14 protein-coding genes and 1 pseudogene are annotated in these 22,835 nt (G+C 72.5%); 6 read left to right on the forward strand and 9 right to left on the reverse strand.

Annotation, left to right across the window (positions count from 1 at the left end; translation table 11 throughout):
* The first annotated feature begins 276 nt into the window (after positions 1 to 276).
* Positions 277 to 855, forward strand: a complete 579-nt coding sequence (locus ACQPZ4_RS32990) for a hypothetical protein (RefSeq protein WP_433044276.1) — start codon at positions 277 to 279, stop codon at positions 853 to 855.
* Here ACQPZ4_RS32990 and ACQPZ4_RS32995 read toward each other — a convergent pair.
* The 6 genes from ACQPZ4_RS32995 to ACQPZ4_RS33020 all read right to left on the reverse strand — a co-directional run bounded on the left by ACQPZ4_RS32995 (position 852) and on the right by ACQPZ4_RS33020 (position 9,004).
* Positions 852 to 1,598, reverse strand: a complete 747-nt coding sequence (locus tag ACQPZ4_RS32995) for a hypothetical protein (RefSeq protein ID WP_433044279.1) — start codon at positions 1,596 to 1,598, stop codon at positions 852 to 854. The genes ACQPZ4_RS32990 and ACQPZ4_RS32995 overlap by 4 nt on opposite strands.
* A gap of 61 nt (positions 1,599 to 1,659) precedes the next feature.
* On the reverse strand, positions 1,660 to 2,820 hold the full coding sequence (locus tag ACQPZ4_RS33000; protein WP_433044282.1) for a lytic polysaccharide monooxygenase: 1,161 nt from the start codon (positions 2,818 to 2,820) through the stop codon (positions 1,660 to 1,662).
* 136 nt (positions 2,821 to 2,956) lie between these two features.
* On the reverse strand, positions 2,957 to 4,591 hold the full coding sequence (locus ACQPZ4_RS33005; protein ID WP_433044285.1) for a hypothetical protein: 1,635 nt from the start codon (positions 4,589 to 4,591) through the stop codon (positions 2,957 to 2,959).
* Positions 4,592 to 4,671: 80 nt separating this feature from the next.
* Positions 4,672 to 6,597 carry an ABC transporter ATP-binding protein gene (locus ACQPZ4_RS33010; RefSeq protein WP_433044288.1) on the reverse strand — a complete coding sequence of 642 codons (1,926 nt, stop codon included), beginning with the start codon at positions 6,595 to 6,597 and terminating at the stop codon, positions 4,672 to 4,674.
* Between the two features lie 53 nt (positions 6,598 to 6,650).
* Positions 6,651 to 8,387: an ABC transporter ATP-binding protein gene (locus ACQPZ4_RS33015; RefSeq protein WP_433044291.1), complete on the reverse strand. Its 1,737-nt coding sequence runs from the start codon at positions 8,385 to 8,387 to the stop codon at positions 6,651 to 6,653.
* A gap of 5 nt (positions 8,388 to 8,392) precedes the next feature.
* A complete protein-coding gene (locus ACQPZ4_RS33020; protein WP_433044294.1) occupies positions 8,393 to 9,004 on the reverse strand; it encodes a TetR/AcrR family transcriptional regulator in 612 nt (203 codons plus the stop codon).
* 151 nt (positions 9,005 to 9,155) lie between these two features.
* Between ACQPZ4_RS33020 and ACQPZ4_RS33025 the strand changes: the two genes are divergently transcribed.
* Together ACQPZ4_RS33025 and ACQPZ4_RS33030 are read left to right on the forward strand one after the other, a co-directional pair.
* Positions 9,156 to 10,340 carry a GAF domain-containing sensor histidine kinase gene (locus ACQPZ4_RS33025; protein ID WP_433044297.1) on the forward strand — a complete coding sequence of 395 codons (1,185 nt, stop codon included), beginning with the start codon at positions 9,156 to 9,158 and terminating at the stop codon, positions 10,338 to 10,340.
* 75 nt (positions 10,341 to 10,415) lie between these two features.
* Positions 10,416 to 11,222, forward strand: a pseudogene (locus tag ACQPZ4_RS33030) (dolichyl-phosphate beta-glucosyltransferase); the annotation flags it as partial.
* A 20-nt stretch (positions 11,223 to 11,242) separates the two neighbouring features.
* On the opposite strand, the gene erm reads toward ACQPZ4_RS33030, so the two are convergent.
* The gene (gene erm / locus ACQPZ4_RS33035; protein WP_433044300.1) at positions 11,243 to 12,022 is read right to left on the reverse strand and encodes a 23S ribosomal RNA methyltransferase Erm; all 780 of its coding nucleotides are present in this window, start codon (positions 12,020 to 12,022) and stop codon (positions 11,243 to 11,245) included.
* A 393-nt stretch (positions 12,023 to 12,415) separates the two neighbouring features.
* Positions 12,416 to 13,324: a LysR family transcriptional regulator gene (locus tag ACQPZ4_RS33040; RefSeq protein WP_433044303.1), complete on the reverse strand. Its 909-nt coding sequence runs from the start codon at positions 13,322 to 13,324 to the stop codon at positions 12,416 to 12,418.
* 898 nt (positions 13,325 to 14,222) lie between these two features.
* On the opposite strand from ACQPZ4_RS33040, the gene ACQPZ4_RS33045 reads away from it, so the two are divergent.
* Genes ACQPZ4_RS33045 through ACQPZ4_RS33055 form a run of 3 tightly spaced genes read left to right on the forward strand, consistent with a single transcriptional unit; the run spans position 14,223 to position 20,509 of the window.
* The gene (locus ACQPZ4_RS33045; protein ID WP_433044306.1) at positions 14,223 to 14,942 is read left to right on the forward strand and encodes an aldo/keto reductase; all 720 of its coding nucleotides are present in this window, start codon (positions 14,223 to 14,225) and stop codon (positions 14,940 to 14,942) included.
* A 54-nt stretch (positions 14,943 to 14,996) separates the two neighbouring features.
* Positions 14,997 to 16,514, forward strand: coding sequence for an MDR family MFS transporter (locus ACQPZ4_RS33050; protein ID WP_433044309.1), 1,518 nt, complete (start codon positions 14,997 to 14,999; stop codon positions 16,512 to 16,514).
* A 44-nt stretch (positions 16,515 to 16,558) separates the two neighbouring features.
* A complete protein-coding gene (locus ACQPZ4_RS33055) occupies positions 16,559 to 20,509 on the forward strand; it encodes a DUF4132 domain-containing protein (protein WP_433044312.1) in 3,951 nt (1,316 codons plus the stop codon).
* 373 nt (positions 20,510 to 20,882) lie between these two features.
* Here the strand turns inward: ACQPZ4_RS33055 and ACQPZ4_RS33060 are convergent, their stop codons facing one another.
* Complete coding sequence (locus ACQPZ4_RS33060) at positions 20,883 to 22,820, reverse strand: ArnT family glycosyltransferase (RefSeq protein ID WP_433044315.1); 1,938 nt, start codon at positions 22,818 to 22,820, stop codon at positions 20,883 to 20,885.
* Positions 22,821 to 22,835: the final 15 nt, after the last annotated feature.

The raw sequence follows: 22,835 nt of genomic DNA on the forward strand, positions 1-22,835 counted from the left end.
GCGGAAGAGGCGCACGGCGCGAGGTTCGCGTGCCAGGCGACGCACACTGCACGAGAGCCGCATATCGCGATCTTGAGAACCCGAGCGTGACGTATCCCCCGTCGGGCGATAAATCGGATATGTCCGATCACGGAGTGTCGGACATATCCGGCCACGTTCGAGCACCGCCGGCAAACGTTCGAGCACCGCCGCCAAACGTTCGAGCACTGTCAGAGTGTGCTGGGAGCCACGCGCGAGCGAGGGTCGCGGGTGAGATCGCGACGTACGCTCGGTGACGTGATCGAGGACGCGGAGCTGCGCGCGATGAGCGCCGAGGAGCGGGCCGACCTCGCGCGCCGCCTGGCCCAGCTGCAGCCCCGCCTCGCGCGGCGGTCGGTCGCCGCCACCGAGCGGGCCCGGCGGCGGTTCGTCGTCATCATCGGGGTCGCCAGCGTGCTCATGATTCCGTGGATCGTGCTGCTGGCCATAAGGCTGCCGCCGCGGTACACCGCGAGTCACTGGCCCCTGACCTGGGTCGGCTTCGACGTGGCGCTCATGCTGGCGCTGGCGTTCACGGCCTGGTCGGCGCTGCGCCGGCGGCAGGTCGTCGTGCTCGCCGCCCTGGTGAGCGGGACGCTGCTCGCCTGTGACGCCTGGTTCGACATCATGACCGCGTCCGGGCCGGACCGGTGGGTCAGCCTCGCCACCGCGTTCGCGGTCGAGTTGCCGCTGGCCGGGTGGCTGTTCTTCGTCTCCCATCATCTGGTGCGGCTCAGCATGCGCCGGCTCATGGTGCTGTCCGGGCAGTCGCCCGACATCTCCCTGGCCAAGCTGCCCGCGCTCGGGGTGCCGTCCCGGGAGCGGCAGGCCGCCTAGGGGCGGCGGTCCACGGAAACGGCCGCGGCGGCGGTACCGACCTGCAGGTCGTACTTGTCGGCGGCCGTGCCGTAGTCCGTGCCGGTGGCCAGGACCGTGCCGCCCGCCACGTTCTTGGAGACCTTGTCGTCCAGGCGGACCTCGCCGATCGTGCCCTTGTCCGCGAGGGTGACCTGGGCCGGGACGCCGCCGGGGGCGTGCACCGAGAGCTTGCCGACGCCGCCGACCCGGATCGGCATGGTGCCCTCCGGCTTGGGGACGGTCACGTCGAGCTCCTGGACGCCGGCCTTGACCTCGATGCCGGCCAGGCGGCCGCCGGCGAAGTCGACGACCTGGCGCAGGCCGCCGCCGGCGAGGTTCAGGGTCCACTTGACCTTGTCGTTGAGGTACACGTGGATGGTGGCCTGGCCGGCGATCTCGGTGCCGGTGAGGCTCAGGTTCACCGTGTCACCGTTGAGGGCGGCGACGGGTTCGACCTTGCTGCCGGGCAGGGTCGAGGCGCGGTACAGCAGGCCGTCGAGCGGCTCGGCGTGGATGATCACGGATTCGGCGCCGCTGACCACCTCGAGGCTGGCCTGCTGGCGGTTGCCCAGGGCGCCCTCGACGCTGTGCACGGGCTCCTTCGGCGGCGGAGCGGAGTCGCCGCGCTGGGTGACGAGCACGATCGCGCCGAGCACGACGGCGATCGCCGCGAAGCCGATGGCGTAGCGGAGCCAGGGGGCCAGAGCCAGGGGACGGGTCACGGAGGCCTCAACAGATCGGGGCGGCGCCCGCACGGGGGTGCGGACGCCGCGAATCGACGAATCAGGGACTGGAGCAGGTGAGGGCCGGCGCGCTCGACGGGGCGGTGCCGGTCGCGTTGAAGCCGAACGACGTCGTGGCGCCCGGTCCGAGGACCTTGTTCCAGTCGACGTTCGCCACGGCCACGTTGGGCGGCTGCCCGGTCACGGTGCCGTTCCAGGGGGATCCCTCGAAGCCCTGCCCGCCGGTGTACGTCCAGCGGACCGTCCACCCGTTGAGCGTGGACGTCCCGTTGTTCTTCACGGTCACGTTGACCTGGAAGTGCCCGGCCCACGAGCTGGGCTGCAGGGCCCACGTCGCGGTACACCCGGAGCCACCCGGGTTCGGCGAGGACGACACGGAGCGCGAGGGCGACGCGGAGGCGGACGCGGACCGCGAGGGCGAACGCGACACCGAGGGAGACACCGACGGCGACGCCGATGCCGACCGGGACGGGGACGCCGAGCCGCTGGGCCCGCCGCCGCTGCCCTTCACGCCGGTGACCTCGCCGTTGCCGCCGTCGAAGACCACGTCGGAGCAGCTGAAGAAGTTCTCCTGGCTGTCCGAGCGGACCCACTGGATGTACAGGATGTGCCGCCCGGACTTGCCCGTCGGCAGCGTGGTGTTCCAGTAGTAGTAGTTGAGCGCGCCGGGGCCGCCGGACTGCGGCGGGTCGGTGGTGCTCCAGAACGACTCGAGGTCCGACCACTTCAGCGGGCTGGTCGGGTCGAAGCCGTTCTTGGTGATGTACATGTGGAACGTGCCGGGGTGCGCGGCCCAGTTGCTGTACCGCAGCTGGATCGTGGACCCGGCGGTGAGGTGGGTGGTCGGCCAGTCGGTGCGGGCGGCGTTGTAGGCGGCGTACTTGGTGGTCCCGGCGCCGCAGATCTCGCCGTCGTTGATGAAGCCGGTGGTGCGCCCGCCGGCGTCGGAGCGCAGGACGCCGAACCAGTCGTAGAGCGGCTGCTGGCCGCCCTGGGCCACGGCGTCGGCGCACGCCGGGTTGGTCGGGATGATCTGGCCGGTGGACTGCAGGCCGTCGACGTAGCACAGGTACGTGCGGCTGCCGGGGGCCATCGCGACGCCGTGCGCGTGCGCGGCGCCGGGGGCGACCAGGGTGGCCGCGACGAGCGAGGCGGCGGCGACCACGGCCGGCCACAGCGCGCCTCTGGCGATCCTTGCCAAGGGGTACCTCCTCGAGTTCGGGGCGCGGCAGAGTTGCTCGGCTCCCACGAGGTAGGCGCAGTGTGGCCGGGGTCACCACGGGGTGGCAAACCCCATGCGGTGACGACCGTGGATATGGACTTGTGCGCGATGAAACTTACTCGCCGGGCTGTACCACCGTCGTGAAACCGCCGGCGGCGACGAGCACCCGGATCCGCCCGGCGGTCGTCGTGTAGTGCTCGAGCTCCTCCCCCGCCGGGTCGTTGACGCTGACGGTGGCCGGGGCGTCGCCGGGCACGACGACGTCGGCGGCGCGGGTGGACGTGGCGAGGCTGCGCAGCAGGGTCAGGTGGGCGCCGGTGGCCGGGTCGGCCAGGGCCATCGAGTGCATCTCGGCGCCCTCGATGCGCACCGCGGGCTCGGCGATGCGGGCGATCGCGGCCGCCTGCGGGTCGCCGTCGAGGGCCAGCATCGCGAGCAGGCCGTGGATGGTGGACTCGGCGCCGGCGTCGCGGTGGATGATGCCCCGTCCGGGCGGCAGGTCGCGCTGCACGGCGCCGCGGCCCTCGGGCAGCTCGCGGCGCACCGCGCCGGGGCTGTCGGGCAGGTCGATGCCGTCGTAGGTGACGCCGGTGTCCGGGTCGTACATCGGGGCGCCGGCCGGGTTGTTGCCGAAGAACCACGACCCGGCGACGCCGGCCAGGGTGCGCAGCGCGGGCCGGCCGGTGGCGCGGGCGGTGGCCAGCAGCGACTCGAGGCGGGAGTGGGCGCCGTAGGCGAGTTGCACCCCGTCGAGGGTCAGCGCCTCGCGGGCCCCGGGCAGGGCGACCCGCAGGTTCACCGGGCCGCCGGCGACGAGCAGGTGCGGGGTGAACGACGAGGCGTCGGCGAGCGCGGCGTCGCGGGCGGCGAGGTCCCCGCACACCTCGTACACGCGGGCCAGGGCACCGGGGGCGAGCCCGGCCCAGCCGTGCCACTCGGTGCGGGACAGGCCGAAGGGCAGCACGGCCCCGAACGGCCACGTCCAGGGGGTGCCGGTGCGCATGGCGGTGACGGCCTCGGCGAGCTGCTCGGTCACCTTGCGGGCATCCTCGTCGCCCGATTCGCCGGTGTACGCGCACAGCCCCAGCAGCGCCTCGCCCGTCAGATCGGCCCCGTCGGCGATGAGCCAGGCCGGTGTGGGCGTCTCGTCGACGAGGCGCCACTGGCCGTACCGGCGCAACACCTGCCGGCGGACGGCCCCCATCGCGAGGCGCAGCCTGGTGCGCAGGAACGCCGCGAACGGGGGCTCCTCGCCGGCGAAGGCCGCGTAGCCCTCGCCGAGCGCCCAGATCGTGCGGGCCAGCCAGGCCGACTCGCCGCCGTCGGACGGGTCGGGGTGCTCGACCGGGTCGGCGCTGGGGTTGAGCCGCCCGTCGGGCTGCTGCCACAGCACCACGTTGCCGGCCCGGGGGTCGGTGTCGTCGGCGGGCACGGTCTGCAGGTAGGCGAGGCCGCGCAGCAGCTGCCGGGCGGCGGCGCGGCTGGTGTCGGCGCCGGTGGCCCGCCAGTGCCGGGTGTAGACCACGGCGGCGCGGGCGATGTCGTCGGCGTTGAACGCGCCCTGGCCCCACTCCTCGCCGTCCACGAGGCCGCCGCCGACGTTGCGGTAGCCGTCCGGGCCCGCCTCGGCGTAGGTCCAGACGACCTCGACGGCGGGCTCCTCGGCGAGGCGGTAGGTGGTGTGCCCGGCCGTGGCCGGCGGCGCGATGCGGACCCGCAGCGAGTCCAGGTGAGCCAGGTTCGTCAGCACGGGCGGCGCTCTACCCACGCCCGGCACGGCAAACGCCCACCCCCGGGCGGTGCCGGGGGTGGGCGTCCGGGTCAGAACGATCAGTCGACCTCGACGGCCGCGGCCGCGAACTGGGCCGAGTACAGCCGCGCGTACGCGCCGCCGGAGGCCAGCAGGGAGTCGTGCGTGCCCTGCTCGACGATCGACCCGTGCTCCATCACGAGGATGAGGTCGGCGTCGCGGATCGTGGACAGGCGGTGGGCGATGACGAAGCTCGTCCGGCCCGAGCGCAGGGTGCTCATCGCGCGCTGGATGAGCACCTCGGTCCGGGTGTCGACGGAGCTGGTGGCCTCGTCGAGGATGAGGATCGTCGGCTCGGCCAGGAACGCCCGGGCGATGGTGATGAGCTGCTTCTCCCCCGCCGAGACGCCGGCGCCCTCCTCGTCGATGACCGTGTCGTAGCCCTCGGGCAGGGTCCGCACGAACCGGTCGGCGTGCGCCGCCTCGGCCGCGGCCGCGATCGACTCCGGGGTGGAGTGGTCGGCGCCGTAGGCGAGGTTCTCGGCGATGGTGCCCTGGAACAGCCAGGTGTCCTGCAGCACCATGCCGATCTGCTCGCGCAGCTCGTCGCGGGACATCGTGGCGATGTCGACGTCGTCGAGCAGGATCCGCCCGCCGGTCAGGTCGTAGAACCGCATGATCAGGTTGACCAGGGTGGTCTTGCCGGCCCCGGTCGGGCCGACGATCGCCACGGTCTGGCCCGGCTCGACGCTGAGCGACAGGTCCTCGATCAGCGGCTCGTCGTCCTTGTACCGGAACGAGACGTGCTCGAAGGTGACCTTGCCGCGGACCTGCTCGGGACGGGCCGGCACGGCCGGGTCGGGGCTCTGCTCCGGCGCGTCGAGCAGCTGGAAGACCCGCTCGGCGGAGGCGATGCCGGACTGGACCAGGTTCGACATGGCCGCGACCTGGGTCAGCGGCTGGGAGAACTGCCGGCTGTACTGGATGAAGGCCTGCACATCGCCCAGCGTCATCGTCCCCGAGGCGACCCGCAGCCCGCCCACCACCGCGACCAGCACATAGTTGATGTTGCCGATGAACATCATCGCCGGCTGGATCAGGCCCGAGATGAACTGGGCCCGGAACGCGGAGGTGTACAGGGCCTCGTTGTGCTCCGCGAACGTCTCGGCCGCCTCGTGCTGCCGGCCGAAGATCTTCACCACCGAGTGGCCGGTGAACATCTCCTCGATGTGCCCGTTGAGCCGGCCGGTGGTCGCCCACTGCTTCACGAACTCCGGCTGGGCGCGCTTGCCGACCCGGGCCGTGATGAACACCGACAGCGGCACCGTGACCAGCGCGATGATCGCCAGCAGCCACGAGATCCAGAACATCATGCCGAGCACCGCGACGATCGTCAGCACCGACGTGAGCAGCATCGACATCGACTGCTGCAGGGTCATCGCGATGTTGTCGGTGTCGTTCGTGGCCCGGCTGAGCACCTCGCCGCGGGCCTGCTGGTCGAAGTACGACAGCGGCAGCCGGGACAGTTTCGCCTGCACCTGCTCCCGCAGCCGGTACACGGTGCGCTGGACGATGACCGTGGTCAGCCGGGCCTGCAGCAGCCCGAGGATCCAGGCGAAGATGTACACCACGGCGACGCCGAGCAGCACCCGCTCGAGCCGGCCGAAGTCGATGCCCTGGCCGGGCACCAGGTTGCTCATGCCCGACAGCAGGTCGGCGAACGCGTTGTCGCCGCGCGCCCGCAGCGCCTCGATCGCCTGTTCCTTGCTGGTGCCGGCCGGGATCCGCTTGCTGATGATCCCCTCGAAGATCACGTCGGTGGCGTGGCCGAGCAGCCGCGGGCCGAGCGTGGACAGCACGACGCTGGCGATGCCGAAGACCAGGACCGCGACCACGATGAGCCGGTCGGGGGCGAGCATCTTCAGCAGCCGCTTGGCCGAGCCCTTGAAGTCGTTGATCTTCTGCGGGGGGCCGCCGGCCATCATCATCCGGCCGGGGCCGCCCATCGGAGGTCCGCCGGGCCGCGCGCCTCCGCCCGCGCCGCCTGGACGTGGTGCCGTCATGCCGCGGCCTCCTGCTCCGTGAGTTGCGAAAGAACGATTTCGCGGTACGTCTCGTTGTCGTCCATGAGCTGCTGGTGCGTGCCGGTGCCGACGACCCGGCCCTCGTCGAGCACGACGATGCGATCGGCGTCGCGGATGGTGCTGACCCGCTGGGCGACGATCACGACCGTGGCGCCCTCGATCTCGCGCCTGAGCGCCTCGCGCAGCGCCGCGTCGGTGGCGTAGTCCAGGGCCGAGAACGAGTCGTCGAACAGGTAGACCTCGGGCCGCGCGACCAGGGTCCGGGCGATCGCGAGGCGCTGGCGCTGCCCGCCGGAGACGTTCGTGCCGCCCTGCGCGATCGGCGCGGCGAGCTGCTCGGGCATGGCCCGCACGAAGTCGGCCGCCTGCGCGACCTCCAGGGCCCGCCACAGTTCGTCGTCGGTGGCGTCGGGGCGGCCGTAGCGGAGGTTCGTGGCGACGGTACCGGAGAAGAGGTATGGCTTTTGGGGCACCATGCTGACCGTCCGGGCGAGCAGCGCCGGGTCGATCCGCCGCACGTCCACGCCGTCGACGAGGACCGTGCCGCCGGTGGCGTCGAACAGCCGCGGCACGAGGTTGAGCAGCGTCGTTTTTCCCGCGCCGGTACTGCCGATGATGGCCGTCGTCTGCCCGGGATGCGCGACGATGTCCACGTCGGACAGGACCGCCGCCTCGGCCCCCGGATAGTGGAACGACACCCCGCGCAGTTCGAGCTCGCCGTGCTCGCCCAGCACCGTGACCGGCTCGTCCGGGGCGTGCACGCTGGACTCGGTGCCCAGGACCTCCTGGATGCGCTCGGCGCTCACCTCGGCCCGCGGGATCATGACGAACATGAACGTCGCCATCATCACCGACATGAGGATCTGCATGAGGTAGGACAGGAACGCGGTCAGCGCCCCGACCTCCATGCCGCCGGTGTCGATGCGCTTGGCCCCGAACCACAGCACCAGGATGCTGGAGGCGTTCACGACCAGCATGACCGTGGGGAACATCAGCGACATCAGCCGGCCCGCGGCCAGGGACACGTCGCGCAGCTCGCCGTTGGTCTGCGCGAAGCGCTCCTGCTCCCGCTCGTCGCGCACGAACGCGCGGATCACCCGGATGCCGGTGATCTGCTCGCGGATGACCCGGTTGACCAGGTCGATGCGCACCTGCATGAGCCGGAACAGCGGCCGCATCCGCACCACGATGAGCGCGATGATGAGCACCAGGACCGGTACCACGACCAGCAGCAGCCCGGACAGCGGCACGTCCTGCTTCAGCGCCAGGATGATCCCGCCGATGCACATGATCGGCGCCGACACCATGAGCGTGAACGTCAGCAGCACCAGCATCTGGACCTGCTGGATGTCGTTGGTGGTGCGCGTGATCAGCGACGGCGCGCCGAGCTCGCCGACCTCGCGGGCCGACAGGGTCTGGACCTTCGCGAACAGCCCGGCCCGCACGTCGCGGCCGAGCGCCATCGCGGTCCGGGCGCCGAAGAACACCGCCGCGGCCGAGCACACGATCTGCACGAGCGACACGCCGAGCATGAACCCGCCGATGCGCAGGATGTAGCCGGTGTCGCCGGTGATCACGCCGTGGTCGATGATGTCGGCGTTGAGGGTCGGCAGGTAGAGGGTGGCGAGCGTCTGCACCAGCTGCAGCAGCACCACCAGGGTGATCGGCCCGCGGTAGCGGCCGAGGTACGTTCGCAGCAGACGGATCAGCATGTCTCTCAGGCTTCTCCAGTTTCGGATGGGGGCTTGTGCAGACCGTCCAGCAGGACGGCCACGATCTCCTCGGGCGAGAACTCGTCGTGCGGCAGCAGGCCCCGCGTCGAGATCCCGACCAGCGCGAACAGCAGCCCGGCGGTCGTCTCCGGGCTGCGGCGCAGACGGTCGCGGTCCGGTTCGACGATCCGCGCGACGGCCTCGGTGAGCCGGGCCCGGCCCTCCAGCATCGCCGCCATCGGCGACTCGTCGGACGGGAACGGCATGGTGCGGGCGAGCATCATCAGCGGGATCGAGCTCTCGATCCGGCGGATCAGGATCCGTGCGGCGTCGGTGAGCCGCTCACGCAGCGTCTCCTGCGGGTCGATCGCCGACAGGGCCCGCAGCACCGGCCCCGGGTCGAACGCCTGCTTCATGGTGGCGGCCAGCAGCGAGGCCTTGTCGGGGAAGACGCCGAAGATGGTGCCCTCGGCGACGCCCGCCGCCTCCGCGATCTGCCGGGTGGTGACCGCGGCGCCATGGGTCAGCAGCAGCGGCAACGTGGCGGCGATGAGCGCCGCGCGCCGCTCCTCGGGAGCCATGGCGGGCACCCGCCGGCGCCGGGTCTCAGCATTCACGGGGCCACTCTAATGAGCGAGCACTCACTCGTCCACCGGTTTTCACCAACGGCGTAGTTGCAACCACGTGGCAACGCAGCGTGATCGGGCGCGGCTCCCGGGTACAGGAACGATGATCGGAATCGGACCATCCACCGGAGAGAAGGACGCCATGCGCGACGTCGACGAGGAAGCCCGGCTGTCGGCCCTGTACAGCTACGGCGCGCTCGACGCGCCCAGGCCCAGAGCGCTGGACGAGCTCACCCAGCTCGGCTCGTCGGTCTTCGACACCACCATGTCGACCGTGACCCTCGTCGACCGGGAACGGCAGTTCTTCGCCGGCAAGACCGGCGTCGCGCAGGACGAGACCCCGCGCGCCATCTCCTTCTGCGCCGAGACCATCCCGACCCGCCGCACCCTCGTCGTCACCGACGCCCGCGCCGACGCGCACTTCCGCGACTACCCCAACGTCACCGGCGAACCCCACATCCGCTTCTACGCCGGCGCCCCCCTCATCGACGACGACGGCCACGTCCTCGGCGCCTTCTGCGTCAAGGACGACCGGCCCGGCGACCTCGGCCCCCGCCAGCAGGACGCCCTCGAAACCCTCTCCCGGCAGGCCACCGGCCACCTCTCGCTCATGCGCAGCCGGCTCATGCTCGCCGAGCTCGGCGACGAGCTGGCCCGCGCCACGCAGCGCGAGGAGGACCTCGTCGCCACCATCTCGCACGAGCTGCGCACGCCGGTCACCGCCATCCAGGGGTACCTCGAACTGCTCGCCGAGGACGAGCGCCTGCAGGGCTACGGCCGCCTCGTCGAACCCATCTACCGCAACGGACAGCGGCTCGTCGGCATGGTCGATCACCTGCTCACCGGTACCCGCCCCGCCGACGCACCCCTCCTTTTGCACCGCAGCCCCGTCGAACTGCACCTGGTCCTGTCCGCCGCCGTACAGGCCTGCACCGCCCTGGCCGAGCCGCGCGGCGTCGAGGTCGTCGTCGAACCGCAGACCGAGGCCTCCGTCGTCTCCGTCGACCTCGCCCGGCTGACCCAGGCCCTGCAGCAGCTCGTGCGCAACGCGATCCTGTTCACCCCGGCCGGCGGCAAGGTCACCGTCCGCGCCGTCTACGCCCCCGTCCCGGCGATCGAGGTCAGCGACACCGGCGTGGGGATTCCGCCGGACGAGCTGCCGTACGTCTTCCAGCGCTTCTTCCGCGGCCGCCACGCCCGTCGCCAGGCCGTCCCCGGCGTCGGCCTCGGCCTGCACATCGCCCAGGAGGCGGCCGCGGCCCACGGCGGGCGGATCACGCTGAGCTCGGCCGGCGCCGGCACCACCGCGCGCCTCACGCTGCCCTGATCCGCACCCCGGTTGCCAGCGCGCGCCCAGCTTCCCCCCGACGTCGTCACAAGATCGGCCCCGAGTCTTGGAGGCATGGAGATCACCGCGAACGCCCCCGTCCTCGACATCGTCATCCCCGTGTACAACGAGCAGCACACCCTCGAACGCTGCATCCAGACGCTGCACGCGTTCCTGAGCGCCTACGTGCCGTACACCTTCCGGATCACGGTCGCCGACAACGCCTCCACGGACGAGACCCTCGCCGTCGCCACGGCGCTCGCGAGCCGCTTCGAGCACGTGACCGTCCACCACCTCGACCAGAAGGGCCGCGGCCGCGCCCTCTCCGCGGTGTGGCAGCGCTCCGACGCGCAGGTGCTCGCCTACATGGACGTCGACCTGTCCACCGACCTCGGCGGGCTGCTGCCGCTCGTCGCCCCGCTCATCTCCAACCACTCCGACGTCGCCATGGGCTCCCGGCTCGCCCGCGGGTCGCGGGTCGTGCGCGGGCCGAAACGGGAGTTCATCTCCCGCTCGTACAACCGGATCCTGCGCACGGCGCTCGGCGTGCGCTTCTCCGACGCGCAGTGCGGCTTCAAGGCCATCCGCCGCGACGTGGCCCAGCTGGTCCTCCCGCAGGTCCGCGACACCACCTGGTTCTTCGACACCGAACTGCTCGTCATCGCCGAACGCGCCGGCCTGCGCATCCACGAGGTCCCGGTCGACTGGGTGGACGACCCCGACAGCCGCGTCGACATCGTGCGGACGGCCCTCGACGACCTGCGCGGCGTCGCCCGGATGCGCCGCACCCTGCGCGACGGGACGGTGCCGATCGCCGAACTGCGGGCGCGCCTGGGCCGGGGTGCGCTTGCCCCTGACTTGGCCCTGTCACCGCTTGGCGTGTAGCTTTTTTGCACGTTCGCTCATCGCTTGGCGTTGAGCAGGCGGAACAGGGTCAGCCACTGCTCCGGCCACACCAGCCCGACGGGCGTGCGCGGATCGAGGCGGAGCGCCCGGAACGCCGCAGTCACCCGAACCGGCGGGTGCCGAGTCGCGAGCGACGCCAGCAGTGAGCCGCCAACGCCGGAGAAACCCAGACGGACCATCATCTGGTACCGCCTGAGCTCACTCGACCGCACCAAGTCCTCCGGCCGCCGGGTGAGGCGCAGAATCCCCCCGTCGACCCGCGGCACCGGCCGGAACGCGGCCCGCGGCACGTGCCCGGCGAGGTGCCAGTCGAACCCCGGCCACGTCTCGATCGTCAGCCGCGACCAGCGCCCGTAGTCCCCGGTCCGCTTGCGCGCATACTCCAGCTGCGTCAACAGCGTCGCCGACGTCAGCCCCGGCGCGGCCAGGCACCAGCCGACGACCGCCGACGTCAGCGCGTACGGGATGTTGCCCACCACCGCGAACGCTCCCCCCGGCGGCTCCGCACCCAGGAAATCGGCGGTGCGCACGGTCAGCCCGGCGCGGCGCGGCAACGCGCGGGCCATGTCCGGATCGACCTCGTACGCGATCACATGACCGGCCCGGCGCAGCAACTCCTCGGTGAGCCGCCCGCGCCCCGCCCCGACCTCGACCACGAGATCCGATGTTGTGATGTTGGTGGCCTCGACGACCCGGCGCACCGCAACCGGATCAGCCAGAAAATTCTGCCCGTACACCCGCCGGGCACGCGGATGGGCAGCACGAACACGCGACATTGACCAGGTTCCCTGTTCGCTCGCGACGATTGCGGACGCGGAAGGGCCCCGGTACTGCTCTCAGGAAGAATCGGCCTCTACGTGAAGAAGGTCAGCGTCAGGCCTGGCAGACCAGGGCACGACGCCGGAGGCGCAGGCGCGCGGCCGGCATCACGGCCGACGCGAGCAGGGCATGCGTCGTGGTGGTCATGCGAGCAACGTAACACAGCGCGCAACCGCCTTTTCGCCGCGCGGGCGGGCGTTCCCTCGCCATGCCATCGATTCAGCTTTGTCGTCGCGCGCACATCGCGTTTCGTATCCTAGGAAACTAGGATCTGACCTCAGCGCCGGATGCTGATCCGAAGCGGTCTGCACACACGGCTTTCCCGCTTTCGTTGCGGCTTCTCACCTTCGTCATGGCTGGAGCGTGGCGGCGGCCTGATCCAACGCGGTCAACGCCGCCCCGATCGCCGGCCGGGGCGAGGTCGCCAGCCGCCAGACCGCGAACACCCGCCGCACCGCGACCGGGGTGATCGCCACCATCCGCACGCCGTCCGGCACCGCCTCCCGCCCGAGCCGCGGCACGACCGCGATCCCCAGCCCGGCCGCCACGAGCGCAAACTGCGTCGAGTGCTCGGAGGCGGTGTGCGCGACCCGGGGCTCGACGCCGAGTCCACGGAACGTCCCCAGCAGCCAGTCGTGGCAGATCTGCCCCCGGCTCCAGCTGATCCATTCCTCCCCGGCCAACTCCCCGACCTCGACGGAGGGGCGGCCGGAGGCCCAGTGATCAGCGGGTACCGCGACATCGAACCGATCCTCCAGCAGCTCCCGCCGCCCAAGGCCCTCCCCCACCGCCAGCGGATCGGCCGCCCAGTCCTGCACGACGGCCACATCGAGCTCCCCCCGCCGCAGCAGGGGCAACGCCTCATGCGGTTCAAGCTCGGCCAGCCCCACCTCGAGCCCGGCATGCCGCGCCCGCAGCTCCCGCAGCACCTGCGGCAGCAACCCCCGCGCCGCGGTCGCGAACGCCGCCACCCGCAACGGCCCGGCCACAACCCCCCGATGCTCGGCAAGCGAAGCCTCAACCCGCTCGGCGTGCGCAAGCAACTCAGCCGCATGCCCGGCAAGCAACAACCCGGCCGGCGTGAGCCGCAGCCCGCGCCCCTGCCGCTCGGACAGCTCCTGCCCGGTCTCCCGCTCAAGCCGCGCAAGCTGCTGCGACACCGCAGACGTCGTCACATGCAGCACGGCCGCGGCCCCGACCACCGACCCGGTGCTCGCCACCGCGTGCAACACCCGCAGCCGCTCCAAGTTCAGCCCCACAGCGTCACCGACCCCCGCCCTCCCTGACGACGACCTTCAACCTCGCCCACCCCTCGACCGCCACGCCACCCGACTCGCCGACAACGGACCCGCGGACAACCGACCGGAGCGCCGCCCGCCGCACCACGAACGCCGGCGACACCGCACCAACTCGGCCGCCCGGGAACCGACACCGCACCACGCACACCGGCACCACCAGGGCGAGTTCGACGTGCGGGCCCCGCCACCCACGAACGCCGCGACGCCTCGAGCCGCAACCACAGCCACCGTCCAACCGCAGCCACCGTCCAACCGCAGCCCCTGTCCGACCGCAGCCCCTGTCCGACCGCAGCCCCTGTCCGACCGCAGCCCCTGTCCGACCGCAGCCACCGCCCGACCGCAGCCCCTGTCCGACCGCAGCCACCGCCCGACCGCAGCCACCGCCCGACCGCAGCCCCTGTCCGACCGCAGCCACCGCCCAACCGCAGCCACCGCCCAACCGCAGCCCCTGTCCGACCGCAGCCCCTGTCCGACCGCAGCCGCGGCCCGGACCGGCGTTGGGCGCGCTGCCGTGGGGCGCTTCCCACTGCTCGCGGCTGACGTCGCGGAGCGGCGCACTCACGAGCCGGAGGACCTCGCAGACCTGTTCGGTCGTGCCAGCGCCGTGGGGCGCTTTCCACTGCTCGCGGCCGACCGCGCGGAGCGGCGCACTCACGAGCCGGAGGACCTCGCAGACCTGTTCGGTCGTGCCAGCCGCGGTCGAAGACGGCGACGCGATCGTGGACAGGGCGCGGAGCCGAAGGCAGTCGGGCGTCATTGCGTAGAGATGCTACGCGGTGGGTCTTACGAAGTGTCGATTGTGCTTCACGGTTGCTTGCGGGAGCGTTGGCGGTACCAAAGCTGAAGGGGGCATTTGAACATGCTCGATGTGAACCGGATCGGTTTCGGCGCCATGCGACTCACCGGGCCGCCCGCGCATCTGACGCGCGACGAGGCCGTCGCCGTCGCGCGGCGGGCGGTCGACCTCGGGGTGCAGTTCTTCGACACCGCCGACGCCTATGACATGGGGCGGAACGAGGAGCTGCTCGCCGACGCGCTCTACCCGTATCCCGAGGGCGTCATCGTCGCGACCAAGGGCGGGCGGATCTGCGTCGGCGGCGAATGGTTCGACCTGGGACGGCCCGAGTACCTGCGCCAGCAGGCCGAACTGTCGTTGCGCCGGCTGCGGGTGGAGAGCATCGACCTGTACCAGCTGCATCGGATCGACAAGACCGTCCCGCTCGCGGACCAGATCGGGGCGTTGCGGCGGCTCAAGGACGAGGGGAAGGTCCAGCGGGTCGGGCTGTCGGAGGTCACCGTCGCCCAGCTGCGTGCGGCGGAGGAGATCGTCGAGATCGCGAGCGTGCAGAACAGGTACAACATGGAAGACCGAGCCTCCGAGGACGTGCTGAACTACTGCGAGAGCCGCGGCATCGCCTTCGTGCCCTGGCGCCCGGTGGCACCCACGGCGGACAAGGTCGCGGCGCTGGCCTGGCTCCTGCGCCGTTCGCCGGTGATGCTGCCGATCCCGGGTACGTCGTCGATGCGGCACCTAGAGGAGAACATGTCCGCGCTCGAAGCACATCGGACCACGGTCTGATATCCCACAGTCGTACGCGGCACGGCGCGAGGGCGCTCGTCGTAAGGTGTGCCAATGCAGGAGGCCACTTTCACCAAGCGCGCCGGCGTGGGGTTGCGCTCGGAGCGCGGGCCGGTGCTCGGCTCGGTCATGCTGACCACCGGGCTGGTCGCGCTGGACAGCACGATCATCGCCACCGCCGTACCGTCGGTCGTGCGTGACCTCGGCGGCTTCGCGCACTTTCCGTGGCTGTTCTCGATCTACCTGCTGACCGCGGCCGTCACCACGCCGCTGTACGGCAAGCTCGCCGACGTCCTCGGCCGCAAGCCCGTCATGTTCTTCGGCATCGCGGTGTTCCTGGTCGGCTCGGTGCTGTGCGGCGCCGCGTGGAGCATGCTGACGCTGATCATCTTCCGCGCGGTGCAGGGCATCGGCGCGGGCGCGATCCAGCCGATCAGCATGACGATCATCGGCGACCTGTACTCGGTCGAGGAGCGCGCGCGGGTGCAAGGGTACGTCGCCGGCGTGTGGGGCGTGGCCAGCGTCATCGGCCCCACGCTCGGCGGCGTGTTCGCGGACTACCTGTCGTGGCGCTGGATCTTCTTCGTCAACCTGCCGCTGGGCCTGTGGGCGATCTGGATGTTCGCGCGGCACCTGAAGGAGAACGTCGAGCGCCGCCAGCACCGCATCGACTACCTCGGCGCGGCGCTGCTGATCGGCGGCTGCACGCTGCTGATCCTGGGCACCCTCGAGGGCGGCATCACCTGGGCCTGGGTGAGCGCGCCGAGCATCGTCATCTTCGTGCTGGGCGCGGCCATGGTGACCGCGTTCGTGTTCGTCGAGCGGCGCGCGCAGGAGCCCGTGCTGCCGCTGTGGGTCTTCCGCCACCGTACCCTCGTCGGCGGCAACCTCGCCGCGCTCACCGTCGGTGCGATGGTGATCGGCCTGAGCTCGTACGTCCCGAACTTCTCCCAGGGCGTGCTCGGCACCAGCGCCCTGGTCGCCGGGTTCGTGGTCGCGGCGATGACCCTCGGCTGGCCGATCGCGGCGACCTTCTCCGGCCGCATCTACCTGCGCATCGGCTTCCGCAACACGGCGCTGATCGGGGGCGCGATCATCATTGCCGGTACCATAATGTGCGCGTTGCTTTCCGAAAGCACCACGGTCGCCATGATGTCGATCGCCTGCTTCGTCATCGGCGTCGGCCTGGGCCTGTCCTCGGCGCCCGCGCTGGTCGCCGTGCAGTCCGTCGTGGGCTGGGACCGCCGCGGCGTGGTGACCGGCACCAACATGTTCTCGCGCTCCATCGGCAGCGCGATCGGCGGCGCCGTGTTCGGCGCGATCGCGAACACCACGCTCGACCGGCACTTCGCCGCCGCCCCGCCGGACGTCAAGCCCTCCCTCGGCGCCGGCGCCGACGCGACGAGCCTCGTCCTCCGACCGGGCGCCGACGTGCCGGAGCAGGTCGCCGGCTACGTGCGCGCGAGCCTGTACGCGGCCACCCACAACGTCTTCGTCGGCCTCGCGGTCGTCGGCGTGTGCGCCCTCGCCGCGATCATGCTGATCCCGAGGAAGATTGAGCAGCTCCCATGACGTGCGGGCAAAAAATGTCGTAGGTCGTGGCTAGTGTGACGGCCGTGAACGAGGACCTCTTCGCCGCCCCGGCGTCGTGGCGGCACAGCATCCATCCCCGTCGCGGGGGCACTCCGGTCGCCGCCGCACCACTCAAGGATCCACTGCCGCAGGAGCCCACGTTCACCGCACCGCAGGACGCGGCCGGGGCGTGGGCGCAGGTGCGAGGAGTCGACGGACGGTCCCTCGCCGAGCATGTGCTGCTTCGGTACGGTCTGATCTTCGCCCTCCGCGCCTGCCTCACCCTCGCCGCCCTGCACCCCACCGGCCCGATCGTGCGCCGCCTGCTCGCCCGGGTGCGGGAAGCGCTGGCGATCGCCCCGGACGAGACGTACGCCGAGGCCGTGCAGGCCCTGCGCGACGAGCGCGAAACCTCCCTCGAGCACCGCCTCGCGGCGTCGTTCCTGGCGCCCGCGGAGGCCGCCTGGGTCGCGCGGGACGTCGAGGAGGTACCGGCCAAACACCCACTCGCGCCGCTGCTGATGTCGTCGGTGTCCACAGTGGACCAGGCCCGGGCTGTGCTGTCGAAGCTCGCCCCGACGCAGGCGCAGGACCTGCTGGCGGAGCCGGAGACGCTGCACACCCTGGCCGAGGCGATCGGCGACGGCGTCCTGGACGTGTACGCGCAGTACTGGACCGGCCGCTCGGTCGCGTACACGATGGCGGGCGTCGAGGAGTACGTGCGGGACATGGCGGCGGTGCTGCCCTCGATCCCGACCGACCGCGCGTTCCAGACCCTGGTCGACGGGGCCGCACAGCGCGGGGTCCCGGCCGCGATCATGGCGGCGGCCGACCGGTTCCCGGTGCGGGCGATGCGGCTGCTGCAGGCCTCGTCGGCGAAGCCTAGGCTCGCGGACCTGCTGCGGCGGCATGCGGCCAAGCATCCGGAGCTGGCGCCGCCTGGGCTTCGGCCGGCGAACGGCACGGCTTCCACGCCGGGCGCAGGTGGGGGCGCGGCTGCTGGCAAGGAGGCGAACACGGCTGCTGGCAAGGTGGCGAGCGCGACCTCCGGCACCTCGTCCGGCGCGGGGGTGGCGGATGCGGCGGCTACCGGGAAGGTGGCGAGCACGCCGTCCGGCACGGGGGTGGCGAACGTGGCTACCGGCACGGCGTCCGGGACGGGAGTGGCGAGCGCGGCTACCGGCAAGGTGGCGAGCGCGGCTTCCGCCAAGCGCGCGAGTTCTGCGGCCACCAAACGCGGAGGCGCCGTAGCCGGCAAACGGGCGAGCCCCGCTGCGGGGACCGGTCCGGCGACGGGCGCGACCATAGGCGCCACGGCGGGCACGGTGACAAGCGCGAGCGCGGTGGCAGGGACAGCTGCAGACGCGGGCGCGGGAACGAGCACGGGCGCGGGGACCAACGCAGACGCGGGCGCGGGGACGAGCACGGGCGCGGGGACCAACGCAGACGCGGGCACGGGGACGAGCGCGGGCACGGTGGCGGGCACGGGCACGGTGGCGGGCACGGGCACGGGCACGGGGACGAACGCGGGCGCGGGCGCGGGGACGAACGCAGACGCGGGCGCGGTGACGGGTGCAGACGGGAGCGCGGGCACGACCAGCGCGGCGGGCGCGGGCCTGGGCACGGGCTCCGGCGCTGGAGCCGGCGCCGGAGCCGGAGCCGGCTCTGGTGGGCTGTCGACTGGCGCGCTGCCGGCGGTGCTCGTGGACCCGCCGTGGGTCGGGCGCCGCAAGGCCGCCAAGCCGGTCGTCCTCGACCTGCACTGTCCTGACGAACCCGCCGCGTCGTGGCCGCCCGGGGAGCGGGAACGGATCGTCGCCGGGTTGGCGGGCCCCAACCCGTACCGCGACGACGAGGACACCGCCCGGCGACTGCGAACCGGCGAGGGTCGGGTCCGCGACTGGGAGGCCGAATGGTTCTTCCTCACCGCGGACGAGGATCTGGCCCGGCCGCTGCTCGGGGCGTACCGGCCGAACGGCGGCCGCTACAACGCCCCCTGGCTGGACCGAGCGGCGGCGCGGTTCGGCGTCGACGCGTACCCGCTGGTCATGACCGTCACCCGGATGTACCCGGCGGACGGGGCGGCGCTGATGCCGTTCACCAGCCCCGAGATCGCGCTGATGATGGCGGACTGGCTGGCTCGGCTCAAGGCGGCCCGGCGCATCGCCCTCACCTGGCTGCGGGCCCACCCGGCCGAGGCGGCGCGGGCACTGATCCCGGCCGCGCTGGGCAAGGCCGGCGTCCCGCGGCGACAGGCCGGGGCCGCGCTCACCACTCTCGCCGGGGCCGGGCATCGAGAGGCGATACTCGCGGCCGCGGCCGGCTACGGGACGGCGGCGCAGGCGGCCGTCACGGACCTGCTCGACGCCGACCCGCTGCTGGTACTGCCGAGCCGAATCCCGGTCGTCCCGGACTGGGCCGACCCGTCCACGCTCCCACCAGTTCGCCTGCGCGTCGGCGCCGTGGCCCTGCACACCGAAGCCGAGCCGCCACGCCACCCGGACCGGCCGCACGGGGACGCCGAGGCCCTGCACGCCGAGGGCGACCCATCGTCACGCCCACCAGCCCGACCGCACGGCGGCGACGAGGTCGGCCCATCTTCGCTCGGCGCGGAAAGGCTGCGCGGGGGCGCGGGGACGCTGCCTGTTGATGCGGCCGGGCATCTGGTGACGATGCTGATGTTGTCGAAGCCGGGCGATCCGTACGCGGGGATTGAGCACGTGCGGGAGGCGTGCGAGCCGCACGATCTGGCCCGGTTCGGCTGGGAGCTGCTGTGCCGATGGGAGGGGGCCGACGCCCCGCCGGCGGAGAGTTGGGCCATGGACGCGCAGGCGTTCCTGGGCGACGACCGGACCGCTGAGGACCTGGCGGAGGCGGTGAAGCGGTGGCCGTACGAGGGGGCGCACCGGCGGGCCGCGATCGGGCTCGACACGCTCATGCACCTGGGCACCGAGGCGGCGCTGCGCCAGTTGCACGACATCGCGTCCAAGTTCAAGGCCAAGGCGGTGAAGGCCCGGGCCGAGGCGAACCTGACCGAGATCGCCGAGCACCTCGGCCTCACCGCCGACGCGCTCGCCGACCGGCTGGTGCCGCACCTCGACCTCGCCGCCGACGCGACGATGGTGCTCGACTACGGTCCGCGGCGGTTCGTGGGCGGCTTCGACGAGCAGCTCAAGCCGTACGTCACCGACGAGGACGGCACCCGCCGCAAGGACCTTCCGGCCCCCGCCGCCCGCGACGACCCGGACCGGGCCGCCGAGTCCCAGGCCAGGTTCGCCGCCGCGAAGAGGACCGTCCGGAAGGTGGCGACCGAGCAGGTACGCCGCCTCGAGTGGGCCATGGCCGGCGGCCGGCGGTGGGGGGCCGACGAATTCGGCCAGGTGCTCCTGGGACATCCGCTCCTGTGGCAGCTGGCCCGCCGCCTGGTCTGGGTCACCGGCGAGCCGGGCGCACCGGGCACCGCGTTCCGCATCGCCGAGGACCGCACCCTGGCCGACGCCGCCGACGACCCGTTCGCGTTGCCGGTGGGGACCGCGGTGGGGGTGGCGCACCCGGTCGACCTGGACGTGCCGGCCTGGTCGGAGGTGTTCGCCGACTACGGCATCCTGCAGCCGTTCAAGCAGTTGCAGCGCAAGGTGTACCGCCTGGAGCCCGACGAGTCCGCCGCCGTCCGCCTGGCCCGCTTCGACAACCGCCCCGCGCTGACGGTGAAGCTGCTGGGCCTGGAACGCCGGGCCTGGCGCCGATCGGGCATCGAGGGCGCACACCAGGCCCGGATGGAACGCGACCTGCCCGGCGGCCGCCGGCTGATCGTCGACCTCGACCCGGGCATCACCCTGGGCGTCCCCGGCGACCACCCGGAACAACGCCTGCGCGACATCTGGCTCCTCCCGCCCGGCGAACGCGAGTGGACCGACCAGCGGACCGTCCCCTTCGCCGCGCTCGACGCGGCTTCCGCCTCGGAGGTGCTGTCGGACCTGGAATCGTGCCTGTAGAACGCCGCCGGAGCGAACCGTCGAACGCCGCCGCGCGACTGGGCCAAGCGGAAACGGGCCACACGACGCCGCCCGAGCGAACCGTCGAACGCCGCCGCGCGACTGGGCCAAGCGGAGACGGGCCACACGACGCCGCCCGAGCGAACCGTCGAACGCCGCCGCGGGACTGGGCCAAGCGGAGACGGGCCACACGACGCCGCCGAGCCGACCGGCACCCGCCGCGCGAATGTGGGCGAGGGGCGGGCGGGCCCGTCGCGGACGAGCGGCGGCGGGCGGTCGGAGGCGGTCCCGGGATCGGGTGGGGCGGGGACGGGCGGCGCCGCCGAGGCTGGTTGCCCCGGCGGCGCCCTGCGGTGAGGAGGTGAGCCCGCAGTCAGGAGGTGAGCTTGTACACCGTGGTGCTGCCGACGGTCTGGGCGGTGTAGTTCGCCGCTACCCAGGTGGCGATCTCGCTGTTGCCGCCGCCCATGCCGCCGCCTCGGCCGCCTGCCACGTAGTAGGCGACCTGGCCCTTGGCGACCATGTCCTTGAACTGGGCCAGGGTGGGAGCGGGGTCGCTGCCGTCCCAGCCGCCGATGGCGATGACCGACTTGCCGGTCGCGAGCTCCAGCTCGGCCGCCGTCTGGTCGCCGGTCGTTGCCGCTGCCCACTTCGTGGTGGTCGCCTTCAGGAGGGTGCTCAGGTCGCTGCTGCTGCTCGAGCCCCCCATGCCGCCGCCCCCGCCGCCGGCGAAGCCGCCGCCGGCGAAGCCGCCCGTGCCACCCATGCCGCCCATGCCCGAGGAGGTGGGGCCCGAGGTGGGGATGGAGCCGGAGTGGGGCTGGTTCGCGGTCGCCAAGGCCCAGGCCGTGGTGCCGCCGAAGCCGGCCAGCACCGCCGCCAGCACCACGACCACCGTCAGGCGGCGGGTGAAGGACAGGCCGCCACGCGCGGCTGAGGAGCCGCCGGCCGACAAGCCGGCCGAAGAGGTGCCGCCCAGTGCGGCGATCCCCACCGCGGCCGCGCCGCCGACCACGAGGACCGCCCAGCGGAGCCACGGGGTCCAGGACGTGTCGCGGGACAGCAGGACGAAGTCCCACGCGGCGGTGACGAAGACCATCGCGGCCAGGACCAGGCGGGTCGGCAGGGCGGCCCGGGCCCGCCACAGCTCGCGGGACGCGATGGCCACCAGGGCGGCGATCGACGGGGCCAGGGCCACCGTGTAGTACGGGTGGATGGTGCCGGACATGTAGCTGAAGACGATGCCCGTGACCAGGAGCCAGCCGCCCCAGACGATCAGGGCCGCGCGCGTGAGGTCGGTACGCGGGGCGCGGCGGGTGAACCAGAGGCCGGCCACCAGGGCAATGAGGGCTGCCGGGAGGAGCCAGCTGATCTCGGTGCCCATGCTGTCGCCGAACAGGCGGGTGATGCCCGTCGAGCCGCCGAAGCCGACATTCCCGCCGCCGCCTCCGCCGCCGCGGTTGCCGTTGCCGCCCAGGATGCGGCCCAGGCCGTTGTAGCCCAGGGCCAGTTCCAGGAGGCTGTTGTTCGTGGAGCCGCCGATGTACGGGCGGGACGCCGCCGGCCACAGCGCCACCAGGGCCACGAACCAGCCGGCCGAGACGACCAGGGTGGCGCCTGCGGTCAGCAGGTGGAGCAGGCGGCGCGACAGCGTGGTCGGGGCGGCGATCAGGTAGGCCAGGGCGAAGCCGGGCAGTACCAGCAGGCCTTGCAGCATTTTGGTGAGAAACGCGAAGCCCAGCGCCGCCGCGGCCAGGGCCAGCCAGCCGGGGGCGGCCTTCTCCACGGCGCGGGTGGTGCAGTAGGCGCCCGCCACCAGGAGCAGGACCAGCAGGGCGTCCGGGTTGTCGAAGCGGAACATGAGCACGGCCACCGGGGTCACGGCCAGGGCGGCTCCGGCCAGGAGGCCCGCGGCGGCGCCGAAGTGGCGTTTCACCGTGGCGTACAGCAGGGCCACCGCGGCCACGCCCTCCAGGGCCTGCGGGACCAGGAGGCTCCAGCTGTTGAAGCCGAAGACGCGGCCGGACAGGGCCATGATCCACAGGGAGGCGGGCGGCTTGTCGACCGTGATGATGTTGCCGGGGTCCAGGGAGCCGAACAGGAGGGCCTTCCAGCTCTGGGTGCCGGCCTGGACGGCGGCGGCGTAGAAGCTGTTCGCGTAGCCGGAGTCGCCCAGGCGCCAGAGGTACAGCACGCCGGTGAGCACCAGCAGCGCGGCCAGGGCCGGGCGCTGCCACACCGGGCGGGAGACCTGTGTGGCCCGGGGCGCAGGCTCGGTCCGGGACGGTTTGGGCAGCGTCGTGGTGGTCATGTCGCCGACTCTGCG

Source organism: Dactylosporangium sp. CS-033363, assembly GCF_050942475.1.
Classification (GTDB): Bacteria; Actinomycetota; Actinomycetes; order Mycobacteriales; family Micromonosporaceae; genus Dactylosporangium.

Coding starts and splice junctions, on each gene's coding strand:
- ACQPZ4_RS33015 (WP_433044291.1), bottom strand. CDS start 8,387: ATGCTGATCCGTCTGCTGCGAACGTACCTCGGCCGCTACCGCGGGCCG.
- erm (WP_433044300.1), bottom strand. CDS start 12,022: ATGTCGCGTGTTCGTGCTGCCCATCCGCGTGCCCGGCGGGTGTACGGG.
- ACQPZ4_RS33060 (WP_433044315.1), bottom strand. CDS start 22,820: ATGACCACCACGACGCTGCCCAAACCGTCCCGGACCGAGCCTGCGCCC.
- ACQPZ4_RS33010 (WP_433044288.1), bottom strand. CDS start 6,597: ATGGGCGGCCCCGGCCGGATGATGATGGCCGGCGGCCCCCCGCAGAAG.
- ACQPZ4_RS33025 (WP_433044297.1), top strand. CDS start 9,156: ATGCGCGACGTCGACGAGGAAGCCCGGCTGTCGGCCCTGTACAGCTAC.
- ACQPZ4_RS33050 (WP_433044309.1), top strand. CDS start 14,997: ATGCAGGAGGCCACTTTCACCAAGCGCGCCGGCGTGGGGTTGCGCTCG.
- ACQPZ4_RS33045 (WP_433044306.1), top strand. CDS start 14,223: ATGCTCGATGTGAACCGGATCGGTTTCGGCGCCATGCGACTCACCGGG.